Source organism: Streptomyces sp. NPDC104367 (assembly GCF_055583825.1).
Map to the genome: position 1 here is coordinate 16693 of NZ_JBVJND010000058.1, position 18539 is coordinate 35231.

Here is an 18539-nt window from a genome sequence, read left to right on the forward strand (position 1 = left end):
CGAACAAGGGGGCATGGTGGGAAGTGAGCGACGCACCGGAGTGCCGCGTCACACGGAGGTCACCCGTCATGGTCCGTGAGTCGGAGTCGGGACTGCCCGTCGAGCCGGTCTACGGCCCCGAGGCCCTGGCCGGCTGGGACCCGGCCGTGGAACTCGGCGTCCCGGGGGCCTACCCCTTCACCAGGGGCGTCCACCCGACGATGTACACCGGCCGCCCCTGGACCATGCGCCAGTACGCCGGCTTCGGCACGGCGGCCCAGTCCAACGCCCGCTACCGGCAGCTCATCGCCCACGGCACCACCGGCCTGTCCGTCGCCTTCGACCTGCCCACCCAGATGGGCCACGACTCCGACGCGCCCCTCGCGCACGGCGAGGTCGGCCGGGTCGGCGTGGCGATCGACTCGCTCGACGACATGCGGGTGCTGTTCGCCGGCATCCCCCTGGACCGGGTCTCCACGTCGATGACGATCAACGCCCCGGCGGCCGTGCTGCTCCTGCTCTACCAGCTGGTCGCGGAGGAGCAGGGGGTACCGGCGGCCGCCCTGACCGGCACCGTCCAGAACGACGTGCTCAAGGAGTACATCGCGCGCGGCACGTACATCTTCCCGCCGAAGCCCTCGCTGCGTCTGACCGCGGACGTCTTCCGGTACTGCGCGGCCCGGATCCCGAGGTGGAACACCATCTCGGTCTCCGGCTACCACATGGCCGAGGCCGGGGCGTCCCCCGTGCAGGAGATCGCCTTCACCCTCGCCGACGGCATCGAGTACGTGCGCACGGCGGTCGCGGCCGGCATGGACGTCGACGTCTTCGCGCCCCGGCTGTCCTTCTTCTTCGTGGCCCGTACGACCCTGCTGGAGGAGGTCGCCAAGTTCCGCGCGGCGCGCCGGATCTGGGCCCGGGTGATGCGGGAGGAGTTCGGCGCCCGCGACCCCAGGTCGCTGATGCTCCGGTTCCACACCCAGACCGCGGGCGTCCAGCTGACCGCCCAGCAGCCGGAGGTGAACCTGGTCCGGGTCGCCGTCCAGGCCCTGGCCGCGGTCCTCGGCGGCACCCAGTCCCTGCACACCAACTCCTTCGACGAGGCGATCGCCCTCCCCACCGAGAAGAGCGCCCGGCTGGCCCTGCGCACCCAGCAGGTCCTGGCCCACGAGACGGACGTCACGGCGACGGTCGACCCCTTCGCGGGCTCGTACGCCGTGGAGCGCATGACGGACGACGTGGAGGAGGCGGCCGTCGCCCTGATGCGGAAGGTCGAGGAGCTGGGCGGCGCGGTGGCGGCGATCGAGCGCGGCTTCCAGAAGGCCGAGATCGAGCGCAGCGCCTACCGGGTCGCGCGGGAGACGGACTCGGGCGAGCGGGTGGTGGTCGGCGTCAACCGCTTCCGCCTCGACGAGGAGGAGCCGTACGAGCCGCTGCGCGTGGACCCGGCCGTCGAGACCCGGCAGGCGCAGCGGCTGGCGCGGCTGCGCGCGGAACGCGACGGGGCCGCGGTGACGGCGGCCCTCGGCCGGCTGCGGGAGACCGCCGCGGGCGACGCCGGCGTCCTGCCCCCGATGAAGGAGGCGCTGCGGGCCCGGGCGACCGTCGGCGAGGTCTGCGACGCGCTGCGGGAGGTGTGGGGCACCCACGTCCCGGCGGACGCCTTCTGACCCGCGGCCACGGGCGCGCTCGGACGTCCGTGCGAGACTGCTTCCCATGTTCGGCGTCATCGATCTCCCCACCTACCTGGCAGGACTCGTCCTGATCGTCCTGCTGCCCGGCCCCAACTCCCTGTACGTGCTGTCCGTCGCCGCCCGCCAGGGGGTACGGGCCGGCTACACCGCCGCCGCGGGCGTGTGGTGCGGGGACACCGTGCTGATGACGCTGTCGGCGGCCGGGGTGGCCTCGCTGCTCCAGGCCAACGCCGTGCTCTTCGGGATCGTGAAGTACGCCGGCGCCGGCTATCTGACCTGGCTGGCCATCGGGATGATGCGGGCCGCGCGGGGGATGTGGCGGGCGCGCGGGGAGCAGGGGCCGCCGAGGGAGACGGGACCGGTCCCCGCCGGGCAGGAGCGGCCGTACCGCCGCGCCCTGGTGATCAGCCTCTTCAACCCCAAGGCGATTCTCTTTTTCGTGGCGTTCTTCGTTCAGTTCGTCGACCCGGGCTACGCCTACCCGGCCCTGTCCTTCGTCGTCCTCGGCGCCTTCGCGCAGGCGGCCAGCTTCCTCTACCTGAGCGCCCTGATATTCAGCGGTACCCGGCTCGCCGCCGCCTTCCGCCGCCGCCGGCGCATGTCGGCGACGGCCACCTCGGCCGCGGGCGTGCTGTTCCTCGGCTTCGCGGTGAAGCTGACGCTGGCCAGCGCCTGAGGGGCGGCTACAGACCCACGCGCGCCGCGTACGCCGTCAGCCCCTCGGCCGTCGCGCCCGCCCAGCCCACATAGCCGTCGGGCCGGACCAGGAACACGCCCGGGCCGTACGACTCGGGGGCCGGCAGGCCGCGGAGCCCGGCGGCCGACCCGGCGCCCAGCAGCGTCCAGTGCGGCCCCCGGAACGCGTCGAACATCCGCACCCCGTCGGCGTTCCGCCCGTCGGGCGCGCGGTCGCCCGCCCGCACCGCACCCGGCTCCGCCCGGGTCTCCGCCGTCAGCGAGGACTCCCGGTAGCCCAGCCCCAGCTGCACCGTCGCCGCGCCGCGCCGCACCTCCCCGCGGTGGACGCCGGTCGAGAGGTCCAGCATGGCGGCGGCGTTCGGACGGCGCTCCTCCTCGTAGGTGTCGAGGAGTCCCTCCGGGGCGCCGCCGAGCACCGCGGCCAGCTTCCAGCCCAGGTTGTAGGCGTCCTGGACGCTGGTGTTGAGGCCCTGGCCGCCGGCCGGGGAGTGCACGTGCGCCGCGTCCCCCGCCAGGAAGACCCGGCCGGCCCGGAAGCGGTCGGCCAGGGCGGCCCGGGGCCGGAAGTCCGAGGCCCAGCCCAGCCCGGTCACATCGGCCGGGCCGAGATGGGTGTACGCCGCCACCAGGCGCCGTACGCCGTCGAGGGAGAGGTCGGGTTCGGTGCCCTCCGGCAGCCTCGCGGCCAGCTGGAAGTCCTCGGTCCCGGCCAGCGGGCACAGCGCCACGCCGGTGCCGTCGTCGCCGGCGAACATGTGCCAGTGCTCGCGGTCCAGGCCCCGCACCCGCAGATCCGCCACCAGGAAGGGGCTCGGGTCGACGGACTCGCCGGTCATCCCGACGCCCACCGCCCGCCTTACCGTGGACCGCCCGCCGTCCGCCGCCACCACGTACCGCGCGTGGGCCGTCGTGCCGTCGGCGAAGCGGACCGTCACGCCCGCCGCGTCCTGCTCCAGGCCCGCCACCGGGTGCCCGAACGCGACCCGGCCGCCCAGCTCCGTCAGCCGCGCGTACAGCACCTCCTGCGTCCGCCACTGGGCGACCATCAGCGGGTCGGTGTACGGAGTGCCCTCGTCGGCCGCCACCGGGTCGAACATCGGCTGAGCCCGGAGCGGCTCGCCGTCCTTCCAGAGCAGCCGGGGCGGGTAGCCGCCACCGGCCGCGCGCAGCGCCTCGCGCACGCCGAGGTCGTCGAAGACCTCCTGCGTCCGGGGCTGGATCCCCTTGCCGCGCGAGCCCGGGAACAGTCCCGCGCCCGCCTCCACGACCAGTGCGTCCACCCCGCGCCGGGCGAGGTCGACACCGAGGGTGAGCCCGGTGGGCCCGGCACCCACGATCAGAACATCCGTCGCATCCATCGCATATCTCCTTAACGCAGTTAAGTGCCGACGCCGACCAGGCTGCCCTTAACGCTGTTAAGCTGTCAAGTGTGAGTACGGAACGACGCGCCCCCCTGGACCGCCGCCGGGTCGCCGACACGGCCCTGCGCCTGCTGAACGAGACCGGCCTGGACGGCCTGACCCTGCGGGCCATCGCCAGGGAGCTGGACGTCAAGGCCCCGGCCCTGTACTGGCACTTCAAGGACAAGCAGGCGCTGCTCGACGAGATGGCGACGGAGATGTACCGCCGGATGGCCGCGGGGGCCGCGCTCGACCCCGCCGGCACCTGGCAGGACTGCCTGCGCCGGACGGGCCGGGGTCTGCGCACGGCCCTGCTCGGCTACCGCGACGGCGCCAAGGTCTACAGCGGCTCCCGCTTCACCGGCATCGACCACGCCCCGCAGCAGGAGGCCTACCTGCGGATCATGACGGCGGCCGGCTTCACCCTCGCCCGGGCCGCGGCGGCGGGCCGCACCGTGCACGTCTACACCATCGGCTTCGTCAGCGAGGAACAGGGCGTCGAACCCCTCCCGGGCGAACGCCGGGAGGGCTACGACGTGGACGAACGCGCCCGGCTGCTGGCCGAGTTCCCGCTCTCGGCCGCGGCCGGCCGGGAACTGTTCACCGACTACGACCAGCACTTCGAGGAGGGCCTGGAGATCGTGATCGCCGGAATCGGGGCCCGATATGCCGGGCCGGGTTCCCCTCGGATGAACGAGGGGTGAATTCGACCCCAATCAAGGGTTTTCCAGCGCTCTTTTCACACGCGGGCCGAAAGGCTTCTCGACATAACGGTGGATCAGCCAGGCCACCCCGAGCATCATCAGCGCGGTCGTCACCAGCGTGGGCCACGGCGGCACCCCCAAGCCCCGGTGCAGCACCCGGATCACGAACCACCCCAGGTGCTCGTGCACCAGGTAGAACGGGTAGGTCAGGGCCCCGGCGGCGGTCAGCCAGGGCCAGTTCGCCCGGTGCGTCAGGCCGGTCGCCACCGCCGCCACCGCGGCGTACGCCAGCGTGACGAGCAGCATCACGGCGTACGGGTTCCGGGGCGCGCCGGGGTGCCACAACCCCGCGGCGGCGGTGTGCAGTTCGAGGATCCAGGACAGCGCCACGATGCCCCACGACAGGAGCCGGCCGCCGAAGCGGTGGACCAGGTAGAGGGCCAGGCCGCCGATGAAGCAGGGCGCGTACCGGGGCATCACGACCAGTTCGGTCCAGGGTCCGCCGGCCGCGGTGGACAGCACGGTCGCCAGGGTCCACACCGAGCAGAACAGCACCACCCTGCGGTACGTGACGCCCGGCAGGACGACCGTCAGCGCGAACAGGGCGTAGAAGCGCACCTCCACCCAGAGCGTCCAGCACACGCCGAGGACCCGGGGCGCGCCCATCGGCTGTTGCAGCATCGTCAGGTTGACCAGGAACTCGTCGGGCCGGACCGCCCGGACGACGGCGGGCAGCACCAGGGAGGCGGCGGTGACCAGCACCAGCGCGACCCAGTAGGCGGGGTAGAGGCGGGCGACGCGGGAGCGGAAGAAGTCGCCCAGGGAGCGGCCCCAACTGCTCATGCAGATCACGAAGCCGCTGATGACGAAGAAGAACTCGACGCCGAGACAGCCGTGGACGGCGACCTCGGACAGGGTCGGGAAGAGGCGGGCGGGGTTCTGGTGCCAGGACGCGGCGACGACTCCGCCGCGGCCCGCGTAGTGGTAGAGGCAGACCATCAGGGCGGCCAGCAGCCGCAGTCCGTCGAGGGCAGGGAGCCGGGTGCGCCGCCGTTCGGGTGGGGCCGGTGCGGCGGTGGTCTTCGCAGGCGGGAGCGCCGGTGTGGGGATCGCGAGAGGCATGGTCCGAAGCGCCTACCCGGGAATTGCCCTTTAATCATCCGATCAGTTCGCGAAGTCCCCGGGATGTGCGACGTCCCATACCGTCACCTGGGGGAATCATAGAAAGTGCGCGGTGAACCTCCTAACCATTCTCTTACGAGTCGTAATTCGTTAACCATATGGTCGTTTTGGCTTCCTAGTTTCTCCATCTGTCCCCCGGGCGCGGGTCGGTCCACCACACACAGCGGTTGCACAAGCTTTGCTTGGCAAAATCAGGAGAGCTATGACGAGGGTCCAGAACAGGCGGGCACCTGCACGCGGAGGGGAGCTGGACGACTGCCTGCACGCCTGTGCCGTGCACAGCGGCAAGGTCGTCGGCAGCCTCGACCGCCGCCGTGCCGAACTCGCCGAGCAGCTGCGCAAGCTGCTGGTCGTGGTCGCCACGGAGGGCACCACGGCCCCCGCGCCCGCCGCGGCCGGCGGCGCGACCGCGCTGCTCAAGCGCGCCGTCAAGGGCGCCACGACCCCCTCCGGCGGGATCAACAACGACCTGCTGGACGCTCTGCTCGCGGTCGCGAACAAGGCGCTGGAGTGCGGTTACCACGACGAGCTCAACCTCGCCCTGGTGGTCAGCGACACCGTCCTCGCCCAGCGCAAGAACTCCCGCGCCGGCTGGCGGCTGCGCGCCCGCATCCTGGAGGGCCTGGGCGAGGAGAGCGAGGCCGTCGAGGCCTACGAGCGCTACCTCGAACTCACCAAGGACGACGGCTTCGGCGTCGCCAACCGGATATCCGGCCTGCGCCGCGCCGCCGAACGCGAACGCGACCTGCTCGACCTGCTGGGCCGCCAGGTCCCGGCCGCCGCCGACCACCGGCGCGAGCCCGCCACGGCCACCTGGGCCGAGGGCCTCGCCCTGCGGGCCGACGGCGACTGGCAGGCCGCCGAGCCCCGCCTGGTCGGCGCGCTGCTCGCCCTCTCCGAGGACGAGGCCCCCGTGGGCGACCGGCAGGAACTGCTCAGCCAGTACCTCGACATGCGCCTCGCCAGGGGCGACGGCCCGGGCCTCGCCGAGGCCGTCGGGCTCTACGCGGAACAGCGCCGCTTCCGGATGCGCGGCCCGGTCGGCAACCCGACCGTCGACGGCGTCCAGTGGATCAGCCTCGGCGAGTTCCGCAACCAGATCGCCGGCAAGTCCGTCTGCCTGATCGCCAACTCCGGCCGCGTGGGCGCCGGCGGCATCGGCAGGCAGATCGACGACTACGACCTGGTCGTGCGCTTCAACTCGTACAAGATCGACCCGAAGCACACCGGCGAGCGCACCGACATCCACGTCAGCATCCACAAGCACGCCTTCAACTGGGAGAAGCCGGTGACCACCCGGCTGATCTTCGGCGGCGTCTCCGGCGACTGGAAGCACTCGCTGCGCAACAAGCTGGTGCCCGGCGCCCAGCAGTTCCTCGGCGACGAGTCGCTGCGCTGGCCGATGCGCAACATCGGGCAGATCAGCACCGACACCTGGACGGGCATCCCGACCTCCGGCTTCAACATGCTGTGGCTGCTGGACTTCCTGGACGTCAGCCCGACGCTCGACCTGATCGGCTTCGACTTCTACGAGAGCGGCGCGTACCGCGTGCAGGAGGCCATGAAGCTGGCCATCACCTCCGTGCACGAATACACCAGCGAGAAGGACTGGGTCATGCAGCGGGCCCAGAGCGTGACGGACATGAGGATCTCCCTGCGATGACGACCACCTTCACCTCGGCGATACCGAACACCGACGCCACCGCCCTCACCAAGAAGCGCCGGGTGGCCTTCGCGTCCTACGTGGACGAGAACTACCTGCCCGGCTTCCTGGTCCTGCTGCGCAGCCTCGCCCTGTCGAACCCGGGCGTCTGCGAGGACTTCGTCGTCCTCTACGACGACCTGCGCCCGGCCTCCGTCGCCAAGATCCGCGCCCTGCACCCGCGCATCGTGCTGCGCCCCGTCGACGACACCCGCTACGACTCGTACGTCAAGGGCGACCAGGACAACTACCTGGTCCGCAAGGCGTACTTCATCCTCGACATCTTCCGGCTGCGCGACTACGACACCGTCATCACCCTGGACACCGACATGGTCGTCCTCGGCGGTCTCGGCGAGCTGCTCGAACTGCGCGAGGGCCTCGCGGCCGTCCCCCAGTTCTTCTACGGCCAGCACAAGCTGAACTCCGGCCTCCTGGTGATCCAGAAGGAGTACCTGTCCGAGGAGTTCTGCGCCCGGATCGACGAGACCGGCCGCAGCGGCGCCTACGAGCTCGACAAGCACGACCAGGGCATCCTGAACGCCGTCCTGGACGGCGACTTCGTCCGCCTCGACGCCAGGTACAACTTCGTCAAGCGGCGGCTCTCCGGCGACCTCCCGGTCCCGGAGGACACCAAGATCCTGCACTTCACCGGGCGCCACAAGCCCTGGCAGGGCGGCGAGGCTGGCTACGCCCAGGCGGAGGACCGCTGGCGCGAGTTCGAGATGACCGACGCCGAGTTCCACGCGGCCTACTTCGCCTCCTCCGGCGGCCTCCACCACGACCTGGTCGTCCACTTCGGCACCCCGCACGTCCAGCGCACCGGCGACGTCGAGATCGCCCGCAAGGTGGCCGCCGCGCACATCGCGGCCGGCGACTACCAGGACGCCGTCGACGTCATGAGCAGCGTCCACATCCCGCTGGACGAGGCCTGGCCGCACGAGGTGCTCGGGCACGCCCTGATGAGCGTCTCCCGCTACGACGAGGCCAGGACGCAGCTGCTGCTCGCCAGCGCCGCCCCCAACCGGGCCGCCACCGCCTTCTCCCGGCTCGCCCAGATGGCCTGGGTGCACGGCGACAACACCGAGGCCCTGCGGTACGCCACCGCCGGCCTCACCGTCGACCCCACGCACCGCTCCAGCCGCCTGTGGGCCCAGCGCGCCGCCGCCGTGCCCGCCCAGGAGCAGGGCAGCGCCGAGGACCAGCTGGCGCACGTCGCCTTCTACATGGACCGGCAGGGCAACGCGGGCGACAAGCTGCTCCCGGAGACCGTCCGGCTCGGCTTCGGCCCGGACACCACCTCCCGGCGCTGGCACTCCGTGCACGCCCACCGCTACTTCGACCAGGCCGCCCTGGAGCGCGTCAACGCCCGCCGGGGCCTGGTCATCGGCGGCGGCGGCCTGTTCATCCCGGACACCATGCCCAACGGCAACAGCGCCTGGCAGTGGAACGTCCCGGACGAGCACCTGCGCGCCATCGACGTCCCGGTCATGATCTACGCGGTCGGCTTCAACGCCTTCGACGGCCAGTCCTACCGGGCCAAGCGCTTCAACGAGAGCCTGCGGCTGCTGGTCGAGAAGGCCTCGTTCTTCGGCCTGCGCAACCACGGCTCCATCGCCAAGGTCCGCGGCATGCTCCCGCCCGAACTCCAGGACAAGGTCGTCTTCCAGCCCTGCCCCACCACGGTCATGCGCCAGCTGGTGGCCGGCTGGACCGACCCGTCGTACCGCGAGGACACGGTCATGCTCAACGCGGCCTACGACCGCGCGGGGCTGCGCTTCGGCCACGACTACGGGCACTTCCTCGCCGAGATGGCCAAGGCCGTCCGCAAGATCGGCGAGCACACCGAGGTCAAGTGCGTGGCGCACTCCCTCGACGACGAGAAGATCGCCTTCGACCTGCGCCGCGAGCACGGCATCTCGCTGCCGGTCATCCCGATGTACGACTTCTCCAACGACGAGATCCGCGAGACCTACGCCAAGACCCGCCTGGTCATCGGCATGCGCGGGCACGCCGGCATGATCCCGTTCGGCGTCGGCACACCGATCGTCTCGCTCATCTCGCACCCCAAGATGGCGTACTTCCTGGGCGACATCGAGCGGCCCGAGTGGGGCGTCTCGGTGCACGAGAAGGACCTCGGCGAGATCCTCACCGAGCGCGCGATCGGCATCCTCGACAACCACAGCCGTACCGTCGCCGACGTGCACGACCGGCAGGAACAGCTGTGGAAGGTCACCGAGGAGAACGCGGCCACGATCAAGAAGATCCTGGGCCGGTGACCCCGAAGGGGCGGGCCCGGACAATCCGGACCCGCCCCTTCGAGCAGCGGTTCGACAGCGCGCCCATGGGGGCGCGGGGCCGTGGTCGACGTACGGCTCCGCCGCGTGGCCGCGACCGGCCCCGACGGTGCCGCAGACGACAGGCCACCGAACTTACCGCCGCACGACCCTCCGCAGGCTCCGCGCCTTGCGCGCCATCCGCCGCACCGTCGGATTGCGCAGCGGGAACGACAGCTGGGCCGGCACCCCACCGGGCAGCCCGAGCGAGGTCAGCCGCTTGCGCTTGAAGTACCTGATCGTCGTGCCGTTCAGATGCCTCGTCAGATACCGCTCGGTCTCCGCGCGCAGCTGCGGATGGATCCTCGGCTGCATCGCGAAACCCACCGCCCGGACCAGCTCGCCGAGCGCCTCGACGCCCATCAGCGGGCGCTGCCGCCCGACCGCCTCGCGGTCGCCGAGGTCGGGGACCAGCGCGTCGACCACGGTGACCGGCACGCGGTTGCTGTTCTCGTACGGGGTGAGCCTGTCCAGGAGCGTGTCGGTGCCGACGCGCGCGGTCGGCAGGCCGTACAGCGCGGACGCGGTGAGCAGCGCGGTGGAGAAGCAGCCGACGACCAGCGCGGGGCGCATCCGCTGGTACAGCACCTCGGCGAGGACCGTGGTGTCCAGGACCGTGAGGTCGGCCCCCAGCCGCTCGGCCTCCTGCTCCAGGGTCCGGGCGAAGCGGGCCGGCGCGGAGGGGTGCGGCTTGAACACGACCTTGGTGTGGCCGAGTTCGACGGCGCCCTTCAGCATCCGGACGTGCAGCTGCTCCTCCTGCTCGGCGGAGAGGATGCCGAGCGCGGAGAGGTACTGGCCGAGCAGCAGGGCCGGTTCGTCGATGTGCGGCAACTCGTCGCCGCTGGGCGCCAGTTCGGTGAGCACCTTGGTGAATGCGGGGGTCGGCACGACCTCGCCCGGGACGCCGAACTCGGTGAGCAGCATCGGCTTGAGACCCGGCACCAGGTCCAGGTGGAGAACCCGGTCCACCCGGGTGCCGACCAGCGGGTCGATCTTGTTGCGGGTCGGGCCGTAGCTCATCAGGCCGTCGGCGTAGACCGTGACCGGGGCGCCGTTGAAGATCTGGGTGAGGCTCAGCGACGGGTTGACCTGGATGGACTCGACGGCGAGCTCGACGTCGTCGTCGCCCAGCCGCCACTCGTGGCGCAGGAAGCGTTCCCAGAGCGGGAAGTCCTCCGGCCGGGGGGCCCAGCCGCCGGGGTGGAACGGGAAGATCGTCTCGTTGTACGAGATCACGTCGTCGAAGCGGTCGCGCAGCCGCTCGAAGCCGGGCGCCTCGTCCGGGCCCGGGGTGGTCTCGGGGGTCGCCGCGTTGTTGCAGACCAGCATGATGCGCCGGTCGGCCGGGCGGAAGGCGCCGGAGTCCAGGGCGGCGGCGAGGGTGGCCGTGCCGTAGAGGGTGGACGCCTGGAAGATCTGGGTGGTCACGCGGCGGCTCCCGCGGGGGCGGGACGGCGGCGCAGCCGGCGCAGCTTGGTGGCGCGCTGGAGGTCCATCGAGTCCAGCGCGTCGTCCAGCACGTCCTGCGGCATGCGCCGCAGCGCCGCGGCACTCATTGATTTCAGCTTCTTCGCCACCGCGGGCTCGAACCTTTCGATGGATCCCAGGTGATGGGAAATGATGGCGCAGTACGTGCGGACTGCCTTCGGCAGGAGTTCCCTCGCCTCGGCGTCCTGTGCGGTTTCGTCGATCACCTGGTCGAACGCGCGAATGAAATCGAGCTGACGGACATCGCCGATCTGGGTGAGCGAAGAGGCTACGCCACGCCGGTAGAACACACCGAGCAGATTCACCGCGGCGAAGGAATCGGCCTCGCGGTGCAGCTTCCAGATCCACGGCCGGTCCTCGGCCGTCCGCAGTCCGTGCGTGAAGTGCACGAGCCCCTTGTCCACCAGCCGGCGGTGATAGGCCCCCGCCCACGCGTAGGCGTAGTCGACGGAGGTGGACCGGTCGCTGGGCAGGATCGCGTCCCGCGGGTTCAGCACGGTGTCCCGGCGGCCGACCGGAACCCGGTGCACGGCCCGCGCCCGCGCGGTGCACTGCACATGGTCGGTCCGGACGAAGTCGCAGCCCAGGCCCTCGATCGCGGCCACCAGCCGCGGGTAGTAGCCCGGCGCGAGCCAGTCGTCGCCGTCCAGGAACGTGAGGTACTCGCCGCGCGCCCTGTCGATGCCGGTGTTGCGCGCGGTGGCCAGCCCCCCGTTCTTCTCGTGTCTGACATGGACCGCGCCTGGGAGCTCGCGCTCCGCTCGCGCGAGAATCTCTGGTGTCCCGTCGGTCGAGCAGTCGTCGACGAGAATGAATTCGAAGTCCTCACGCGCGTTCGCGCGCAGGCTCCTCAGGGTGTCGGGCGCGTATTGCTGCACGTTGTAGAACGGCACGATGACGGAGAGCTTGACCACGGGGGCGACGTTAGAGGGACGCCCGTCATCCGTCTTGACCGCTGCCTTGATACGAGGTGAACGACGTGTGGCGAGGTCGTGAACCGGGGCTTTTCGGCGGCTGATCCCGGGCTGATTCGCCATTCGGCGATGTGTTGTTAACCGTTTGTTGGATTCGGGTTCGGGAGATCCTCGGAATGGCTTCCTAGCGTCTTCCGTGTGCCAGCAAGTGCAACGAAGTCCCTGCGGGTGGCCGTCCTGGCGGATTCCGACACCCGGTGGAAGTGGGGGGCGCTCACCGCGAAGCGCCTGATCCCCGACGGAGGCGACGACCCGGACGTCAGACTCGACGGCTACCTCCTGCGGGGCCGTGCCACCCCCACCGCCCGCCAGCTCCAGGAGGTCGGCGTCCACGCGGACTCGCTCCGCGAAGTGACGGCCGTCGAGTTCCTGCGCGCCATGCAGGCCGGACCCGAGGGCGCCAAGTCGTACGACGTCCTCGTGCTCTCGCTCGTCGGCGGCGGGGTGCAGGCCATGCTGCACGGGCTGCGCAGCGCCTTCGCCGGCCGGGAGAAGCGGCCCGTCGTCGTCACCGGCTATGTCGGCGTCGTCTACGAGAAGCTCGCCGACGGCCTGCTGCTGCGGCACGGCGCGGACCTCGTCCTCGCCAACTCCCGTCAGGACGCGGACCGTTTCCGGGAGGTGTACGACGGGGTCGGCGCCGACTCCGCCTCGGTCACCGAGGTCGCCCTGCCGTTCCTCGGCGGAGCGCCCTACGCGGGCGAACACGACCCGTACACCGTGGTGTTCGCCGCCCAGCCCTCGGTCCCCGACACCCGCAGGGACCGCACCTACCTGCTCGACCGGCTGATCGGGCACGCCCGCAGGCACCCCGGGCGGGAGGTGCTGCTCAAGCTGCGCTCCAAGCCGGGCGAGCACACCACCCACATCGAGGAACTGCCGTACCAGAAGCTGGTCCAGGGCAAGGACGTGCCCGCCAACTTCCGGCTGGTGTACGGGCACATGGGCGAGGTCCTGGACCGCACCGACCTGCTCGTGACCATGAGTTCGACGGCCGCCCTGGAGGCCCTGCACCGGCGGATCCCGACCGTGGTCCTCACCGACCTCGGCATCCGCGAGGCGCTCGGCAACCACCACTTCGTCGGCTCCGGCTGCCTCGCCTCCTGGGACCAGCTCGACGCCGGACACCGCCCGGTGCCCGACGCCGAGTGGGTCTCCCGGCAGGGCGTCGCCGCCGACGGCAGCTACGGCACCGCCTTCGACGCGGGCCGCGAGCGCATCGCGAAGCTGCTCGCCCGGCCCGGCGGGCTGCCGCCCCTGAACCCGTACTACACGTCCGAGACCGCGCCCGGATATCTGCCCGGCATCCTGGCCCGCCACCACCTCGGCCCCGACGGCGAGCCGCTGCCCGGCGCGCCGGCCGCCGACCGGGCCCCGGGCCCCGTCCGCCAGATCGTGCGCCGGGCCGCACGGGGCGCCTACCGCCACGGCGTCCAGCGAGTGGCCCCCGTGATCCGACGAATGGGAGAGCTGTGAGCGACCGGATCCCGAACCAGGCGTCTTCGGCGCCCGACGGACCTGAAGGAACTGAGCCGATGTCCCACCCCGAGGCGGCCGTAGTGCCCCGCGTCCTCGCCGTGATCCCCGCCCGGGGCGGCTCGAAGGGCGTCCCCGCCAAGAACCTCGCCCCGGTCGGCGGGGTCCCGCTGGTCGCCCGCGCGGTCCGCGAGTGCGTCGCCGCCCGCCTGGTGACCGACGTCGTCGTCTCCACCGACGACCGGGCGATCGCCGCCGCCGCCCGCTCGGCCGGCGCCGAGGTCGTGCTGCGCCCCGCCGCCATCGCCGGCGACACCGCCACCTCCGAGGCCGCCGTCCTGCACGCCCTGGACGCCCACGAGGCGCTGCACGGCGCCACCGTCGACGTCGTCCTGCTCGTGCAGTGCACCAGCCCCTTCATCGTCCGCGAGGACCTCGACGGGGTGGCCGGCGCGGTCGTCGACAACGGCGCCGACACGGCCCTGACCGTCGCCCCCTTCCACGGCTTCGTGTGGCGCGACGAGGTGCACGCCCCGGTGCCGGCGGGCGCCGGCGAGGCCTCGGCGAGCGGCGGCTTCGGCGTCAACCACGACAAGTCGTTCCGCCCCCGCCGCCAGGACCGCCCCCAGGACCTCCTGGAGACCGGCGCCGCCTACGCGATGCGCGCGGCCGGCTTCCGCGAGCACCGGCACCGCTTCTTCGGCCACACCGAACTGGTGCGCACCGACCCCGCGCGCGTCCTGGAGATCGACGACCCGCACGAGCTCGCCCGCGCCCGCGCGCTGGCCCCCCTCTTCGACGCGGACCGCCCCGGTTCGCTGCCGACCGCCGACGACGTCGACGCGGTCGTACTGGACTTCGACGGCACCCAGACCGACGACCGGGTGCTGATCGACGCCGATGGAAAGGAGTTCGTCTCCGTGCACCGCGGCGACGGACTCGGCATCGCCGCCCTGCGCAGGAGCGGGCTGAAGATGCTGGTCCTGTCCACCGAGCAGAACCCGGTCGTCGCCGCCCGGGCCCGGAAGCTACAGATTCCGGTCCTGCACGGCATCGACCGAAAGGACCTCGCACTCAAGCAGTGGTGCGAGGAGCAGGGCATCGCTCCCGAGCGCGTGCTCTACGTCGGAAACGACGTCAATGACCTCCCGTGCTTCGCCGTAGCCGGCTGGCCCGTGGCGGTCGCGAGCGCCCACGACGTCGTACGCGGCGCCGCACGCGCGGTCACCACCCTCCCCGGCGGTGACGGCGCGATCCGAGAGATCGCCAGCTGGATCCTCGGCCCCTCTCTCGACTCCCTCCCGAAGTAAGGACACCCCACCGTCATGAGCAACTCCCGTCTGCGCCAGTTCGGTTCCCGCGAGGTCGGCCCCGGCAGGCCCGTCTACATCTGCGGCGAGATCGGTATCAACCACAACGGTGAGCTGGAGAACGCCTTCAAGCTGATCGACGTCGCCGCCGAGGCCGGCTGCGACGCCGTCAAGTTCCAGAAGCGCACCCCGGAGATCTGCACCCCGCGCGACCAGTGGGACATCGAGCGCGACACCCCCTGGGGCCGCATGACCTACATCGACTACCGCCACCGCGTGGAGTTCGGTGAGGACGAGTACCGCCAGATCGACGACTACTGCAAGAGCAGGAACATCGACTGGTTCGCCTCCCCGTGGGACACCGAGGCCGTCGCCTTCCTGGAGAAGTTCGACGTCCCCGCCCACAAGGTCGCCTCCGCGTCCCTCACGGACGACGAGCTGCTGAGGGCCCTGCGCGCCACCAACCGTTCGGTCATCCTCTCCACCGGCATGTCCACCCCGAAGCAGATCCGCCACGCGGTCGAGGTCCTCGGCTCGGACAACATCCTCATGTGCCACGCCACCTCCACCTACCCGGCCAAGGCCGACGAGCTCAACCTCCGCGTGATCAACACGCTGGAGAAGGAGTACCCGAACGTGCCGATCGGCTACTCCGGCCACGAGACCGGCCTCCAGACCACCCTCGCCGCGGTCGCGCTCGGGGCGACCTTCGTCGAGCGTCACATCACCCTCGACCGCGCCATGTGGGGCTCCGACCAGGCCGCCTCCGTGGAGCCGCAGGGCCTCACCCGCCTGGTCCGCGACATCCGCATCATCTCCGAGTCGCTCGGCGACGGCGTCAAGAAGGTCTACGACTCCGAGCTCGGCCCGATGAAGAAGCTGCGCCGCGTCACCGGTGTCGTCGCCGAGGCGGAGATCGCCGCGGCCGCCGGCGAGCCGGTCCAGGTCTGATCCGTTTGTTACGACGACGGGACGGTCGTACGTCGATGAGCCCCCGCGCCGGGAACACCGGCCCCCACACACTCGCGTTCGTCGAGAGTCCGGTGCAGCTGCTGAACGTGCTGGAGTGGGCGCACGTCCACGCCCTGCGCGGGACGGCGGACCCGGTACCCGCCGTGCCCAACCAGGTACGGCGCACGGTGTCCGGCATATCTGCACCCGGCGCGGAACTCACGATCGTCGTCCTGTCCCCGACGGACCCCATGACCCGGGGCCAGCTGCGCCGGATGGCCGACCTGGCCCGGGACGAGGGCTACCGGGTCCGCTGGGAGGAGGCGCGGGGCGGCACCACCGCGCCCTTCCAGACGATCGGCGGCCTGGCGGGCTCGCTCCGCCGGGCCGACCGCATCGTGATGGGAGACCCGTTCTCCCGCTACGTACAACTGCTCCTGACGATCACCCGCGCCCGTGACCTGGTCGTCGTCGACGACGGCACGGCCACGATGGAGTTCGTCGCCCAGCTGGCGCGCGGCGAACGCCTGGTCCGCTGGCACCGCAAGGGCGGCAGACCCGGCGCCAGGGACCTCCTCTTCGCCCCGGTGTCCTCCTCGGCCCGCCGCCGCCTCACGCCCAGCGACCGCCGCCGCGTGGAGGTCTTCTCCTCCATGCCGATGACGGAGACCCCTCCCGGTGTCACGGTCACCGCGAACGACTTCGGCTGGACCCGGGCCCGCTTCGGGCCACCGCGCATCACCAAGGGCGCGGACATGGTCGGCACGTCCCTCGTCGAGACCGGCGTCGTGGACGGCGACCGCTACCTGGAGGCCGTCCAGACCCTGGCGAAGGCGCACGGCGCGACCCGCTACTTCGCCCACCGCCGCGAGAGCACGGACAAACTCCACCGCCTGGCGGCCGAGACGGGCCTGGAGATAGTCCGCCCGGACCTCCCCCTCGAACTGATCGCCCGCCGCGGTCCCATCGGCCGTACGATCCTCAGCTTCCCCTCGACGGTGGTGCACACCCTGCCCCTCGCCCTGGCCGGTACGGGCGTCCGGGTGGCCGTCTGCGACATCGACCCCACCTGGCTGACCGACCACGCGTCCCCCCGGGCCCAGGGATTCCTCTCCGGCGTCACCGGCACCGCGAAGGACGTCCACCGCCTGGCAACGGTCACCAGCCCCGCATGACACCCGGCGAGCCACCCGGCCCGCCACGGTGCACCCACGGCGGGGAGCCCGCCGCTCCGCTCAGCGACCCACGGAGCCCTTGAGCCCGCTGAGGAACGAGCCGAACACCCGCGGCGGGAACCTGAGGAACGCGGCGGTCGGGTCCTTCGAGTCGCGGACGGATATGTGGGTGGGGGAGTTTGCTATCTCTACGCAGGAGTCGCCGTCGCCGAAGCTTGAGTAGGACGACTTCTGCCATGTGTCAGAGGGGCTCATCACAGTTCCTTCGCCACGTTGTTGATCAAGTCTCGTGACTTGTCGGGGCTGAGCGACGCACCTTCCAGCTTACGGAGAAGTGTTCGAAGGGTGCCCACTTGAGTGGGGGAGTCGATGTACACCGCGCCGTTCGGGCCGTCCCGGACCACCGTGTCGAGCCCGGGTACTGCGCCGCCCGCATGCAGCATGGCACTCGCGGCGCCCGCGAAACCTTCCTGGGCGAAGGGGATGACCCGCACGGTGACGTTGTCCGCCTCGGAGACTTCGAGTACCTCGGCCAGTTGTGCCCGCGAGGCTGAGCGATCGCCGACCATGATGCGCAGGGCCGCCTCATGGATGATGGCGTCGAACGGTGTGCCGTCGAGGACCGCCTTGCGTCGCATCCGGTGCCGCACCCGCAGCTCAAGCTCTTCTTGCGGCAGAGCCGGTGCTCGATAGGCGTACACGGTGCGGGCGTAGTCCGCTGTCTGGAGCAAGCCCGGGATGTACAGGAACTGTGCCTCCCGAAGGAACGTCGCGTGGTGTTCCAGCTCGGAAAGATCGAGGAAGGGGGCCGGCAGTAGGCCCAGGTACTCATTCCACCAGCCCCGGGTGCGGTCCTTCGTCATGGACACCAGTGCCTCGATCAACTCTTCGTCCGTGCATGCGTAGTTGGCTGCAAGGAGACGCAGCCGCTTTTCGCTCACCCCGGCGAGGCCGGATTCGATCTGGCTCATCTGCGGTGCATTGACCCCGAGCAGTGCTGCGGCCTCCCTCGACGCGAGGCCTGCCGTCTCCCGCAGCCTGCGCAGTTCCACCGCCAGGCGCAGTTGACGTGCCGTCGGCTCGATTCGCTTTGCCACCCGACTGGGCCTCCCAACGCACATGCAAGTACGACTCGTTCGGGGGCAGATTACGCGACCGGCTTGCAGGATCGAAATATTTGCCCCTACCGTCAGTGACGTTAAGTGCACGCTGCGGAAGTGCACCGCACTGCCGTGCGGCAATGCCACCGCGCGTGAACCCCCCTCTGCTTGACCGGAGTTGATGCGGCATGCCCGAAATCTGCGACATCGGGGACACCTGGGACTACACGCTCTCCGTTCCGAACGACCTCAGAGCGGCGACCGTGTGCCGCCGTACTCTCCGTCTGATCCTGACGATGCACGGTCTGATCGGTCTCGCGGACACCGCGGAGTTGCTGGCGGCGGAGTTGGTCTCCAATGCGGTGCGGC

General features: G+C 71.1%; 15 protein-coding genes and 1 pseudogene. 10 read left to right on the forward strand and 6 right to left on the reverse strand.

Going from position 1 to position 18539, the window contains the following annotated elements; genetic code table 11:
* Positions 1 to 68 precede the first annotated feature (68 nt).
* The gene (locus ACZ619_RS44140) at positions 69 to 1649 is read left to right on the forward strand and encodes an acyl-CoA mutase large subunit family protein (protein WP_469611622.1); all 1581 of its coding nucleotides are present in this window, start codon (positions 69 to 71) and stop codon (positions 1647 to 1649) included.
* A gap of 46 nt (positions 1650 to 1695) precedes the next feature.
* Positions 1696 to 2349 (forward strand): leucine efflux protein LeuE, encoded by a 654-nt coding sequence (leuE, locus tag ACZ619_RS44145; RefSeq protein ID WP_469611623.1) that lies wholly within the window; start codon positions 1696 to 1698, stop codon positions 2347 to 2349.
* Positions 2350 to 2356: 7 nt separating this feature from the next.
* Here leuE and ACZ619_RS44150 read toward each other — a convergent pair whose 3' ends face one another.
* The gene (locus ACZ619_RS44150; protein ID WP_469611624.1) at positions 2357 to 3730 is read right to left on the reverse strand and encodes an FAD-dependent monooxygenase; all 1374 of its coding nucleotides are present in this window, start codon (positions 3728 to 3730) and stop codon (positions 2357 to 2359) included.
* 71 nt (positions 3731 to 3801) lie between these two features.
* Between ACZ619_RS44150 and ACZ619_RS44155 the strand changes: the two genes are divergently transcribed.
* Positions 3802 to 4476, forward strand: coding sequence for a TetR/AcrR family transcriptional regulator C-terminal domain-containing protein (locus ACZ619_RS44155; protein ID WP_469611625.1), 675 nt, complete (start codon positions 3802 to 3804; stop codon positions 4474 to 4476).
* A gap of 12 nt (positions 4477 to 4488) precedes the next feature.
* On the opposite strand, the gene ACZ619_RS44160 is transcribed toward ACZ619_RS44155, so the two are convergent.
* Positions 4489 to 5598 (reverse strand): acyltransferase family protein, encoded by a 1110-nt coding sequence (locus ACZ619_RS44160; RefSeq protein ID WP_469611626.1) that lies wholly within the window; start codon positions 5596 to 5598, stop codon positions 4489 to 4491.
* A 262-nt stretch (positions 5599 to 5860) separates the two neighbouring features.
* Between ACZ619_RS44160 and ACZ619_RS44165 the strand changes: the two genes are divergently transcribed.
* Together ACZ619_RS44165 and ACZ619_RS44170 are read left to right on the forward strand one after the other, a co-directional pair.
* Positions 5861 to 7321: a glycosyltransferase family 29 protein gene (locus tag ACZ619_RS44165; protein ID WP_469611627.1), complete on the forward strand. Its 1461-nt coding sequence runs from the start codon at positions 5861 to 5863 to the stop codon at positions 7319 to 7321.
* A complete protein-coding gene (locus ACZ619_RS44170) occupies positions 7318 to 9636 on the forward strand; it encodes a glycosyltransferase (protein ID WP_469611628.1) in 2319 nt (772 codons plus the stop codon). Before ACZ619_RS44165 ends, ACZ619_RS44170 begins: the two co-directional genes overlap by 4 nt.
* A gap of 153 nt (positions 9637 to 9789) precedes the next feature.
* Here the strand turns inward: ACZ619_RS44170 and ACZ619_RS44175 are convergent, their stop codons facing one another.
* Both ACZ619_RS44175 and ACZ619_RS44180 read right to left on the reverse strand, forming a co-directional pair.
* Entirely contained in the window at positions 9790 to 11124 is a 1335-nt protein-coding gene (locus ACZ619_RS44175; RefSeq protein WP_469611629.1) for an alpha-2,8-polysialyltransferase family protein, read from the reverse strand.
* Positions 11121 to 12098, reverse strand: coding sequence for a glycosyltransferase family 2 protein (locus tag ACZ619_RS44180; RefSeq protein ID WP_469611630.1), 978 nt, complete (start codon positions 12096 to 12098; stop codon positions 11121 to 11123). Before ACZ619_RS44180 ends, ACZ619_RS44175 begins: the two co-directional genes overlap by 4 nt.
* A 198-nt stretch (positions 12099 to 12296) precedes the next feature.
* Between ACZ619_RS44180 and ACZ619_RS44185 the strand changes: the two genes are divergently transcribed.
* Genes ACZ619_RS44185 through ACZ619_RS44200 form a run of 4 tightly spaced genes read left to right on the forward strand, consistent with a single transcriptional unit; the run spans position 12297 to position 17070 of the window.
* Positions 12297 to 13634 (forward strand): DUF6716 putative glycosyltransferase, encoded by a 1338-nt coding sequence (locus ACZ619_RS44185; RefSeq protein ID WP_469611631.1) that lies wholly within the window; start codon positions 12297 to 12299, stop codon positions 13632 to 13634.
* A gap of 59 nt (positions 13635 to 13693) precedes the next feature.
* Positions 13694 to 14944: a cytidylyltransferase domain-containing protein gene (locus ACZ619_RS44190; RefSeq protein ID WP_469611632.1), complete on the forward strand. Its 1251-nt coding sequence runs from the start codon at positions 13694 to 13696 to the stop codon at positions 14942 to 14944.
* 15 nt (positions 14945 to 14959) lie between these two features.
* Positions 14960 to 15895, forward strand: coding sequence for an N-acetylneuraminate synthase family protein (locus tag ACZ619_RS44195; RefSeq protein WP_469611633.1), 936 nt, complete (start codon positions 14960 to 14962; stop codon positions 15893 to 15895).
* Positions 15896 to 15930: 35 nt separating this feature from the next.
* Positions 15931 to 17070 (forward strand): hypothetical protein, encoded by a 1140-nt coding sequence (locus ACZ619_RS44200; RefSeq protein ID WP_469611634.1) that lies wholly within the window; start codon positions 15931 to 15933, stop codon positions 17068 to 17070.
* A 60-nt stretch (positions 17071 to 17130) separates the two neighbouring features.
* Here the strand turns inward: ACZ619_RS44200 and ACZ619_RS44205 are convergent, their stop codons facing one another.
* A complete protein-coding gene (locus tag ACZ619_RS44205) occupies positions 17131 to 17325 on the reverse strand; it encodes a DUF397 domain-containing protein (protein WP_469611635.1) in 195 nt (64 codons plus the stop codon).
* Positions 17325 to 18167: a helix-turn-helix domain-containing protein gene (locus ACZ619_RS44210; RefSeq protein ID WP_469611636.1), complete on the reverse strand. Its 843-nt coding sequence runs from the start codon at positions 18165 to 18167 to the stop codon at positions 17325 to 17327. The genes ACZ619_RS44205 and ACZ619_RS44210 overlap by 1 nt, the downstream gene beginning before the upstream one ends.
* A 191-nt stretch (positions 18168 to 18358) precedes the next feature.
* Between ACZ619_RS44210 and ACZ619_RS44215 the strand changes: the two are divergent.
* A pseudogene (locus ACZ619_RS44215) lies at positions 18359 to 18539 on the forward strand (ATP-binding protein); the annotation flags it as partial.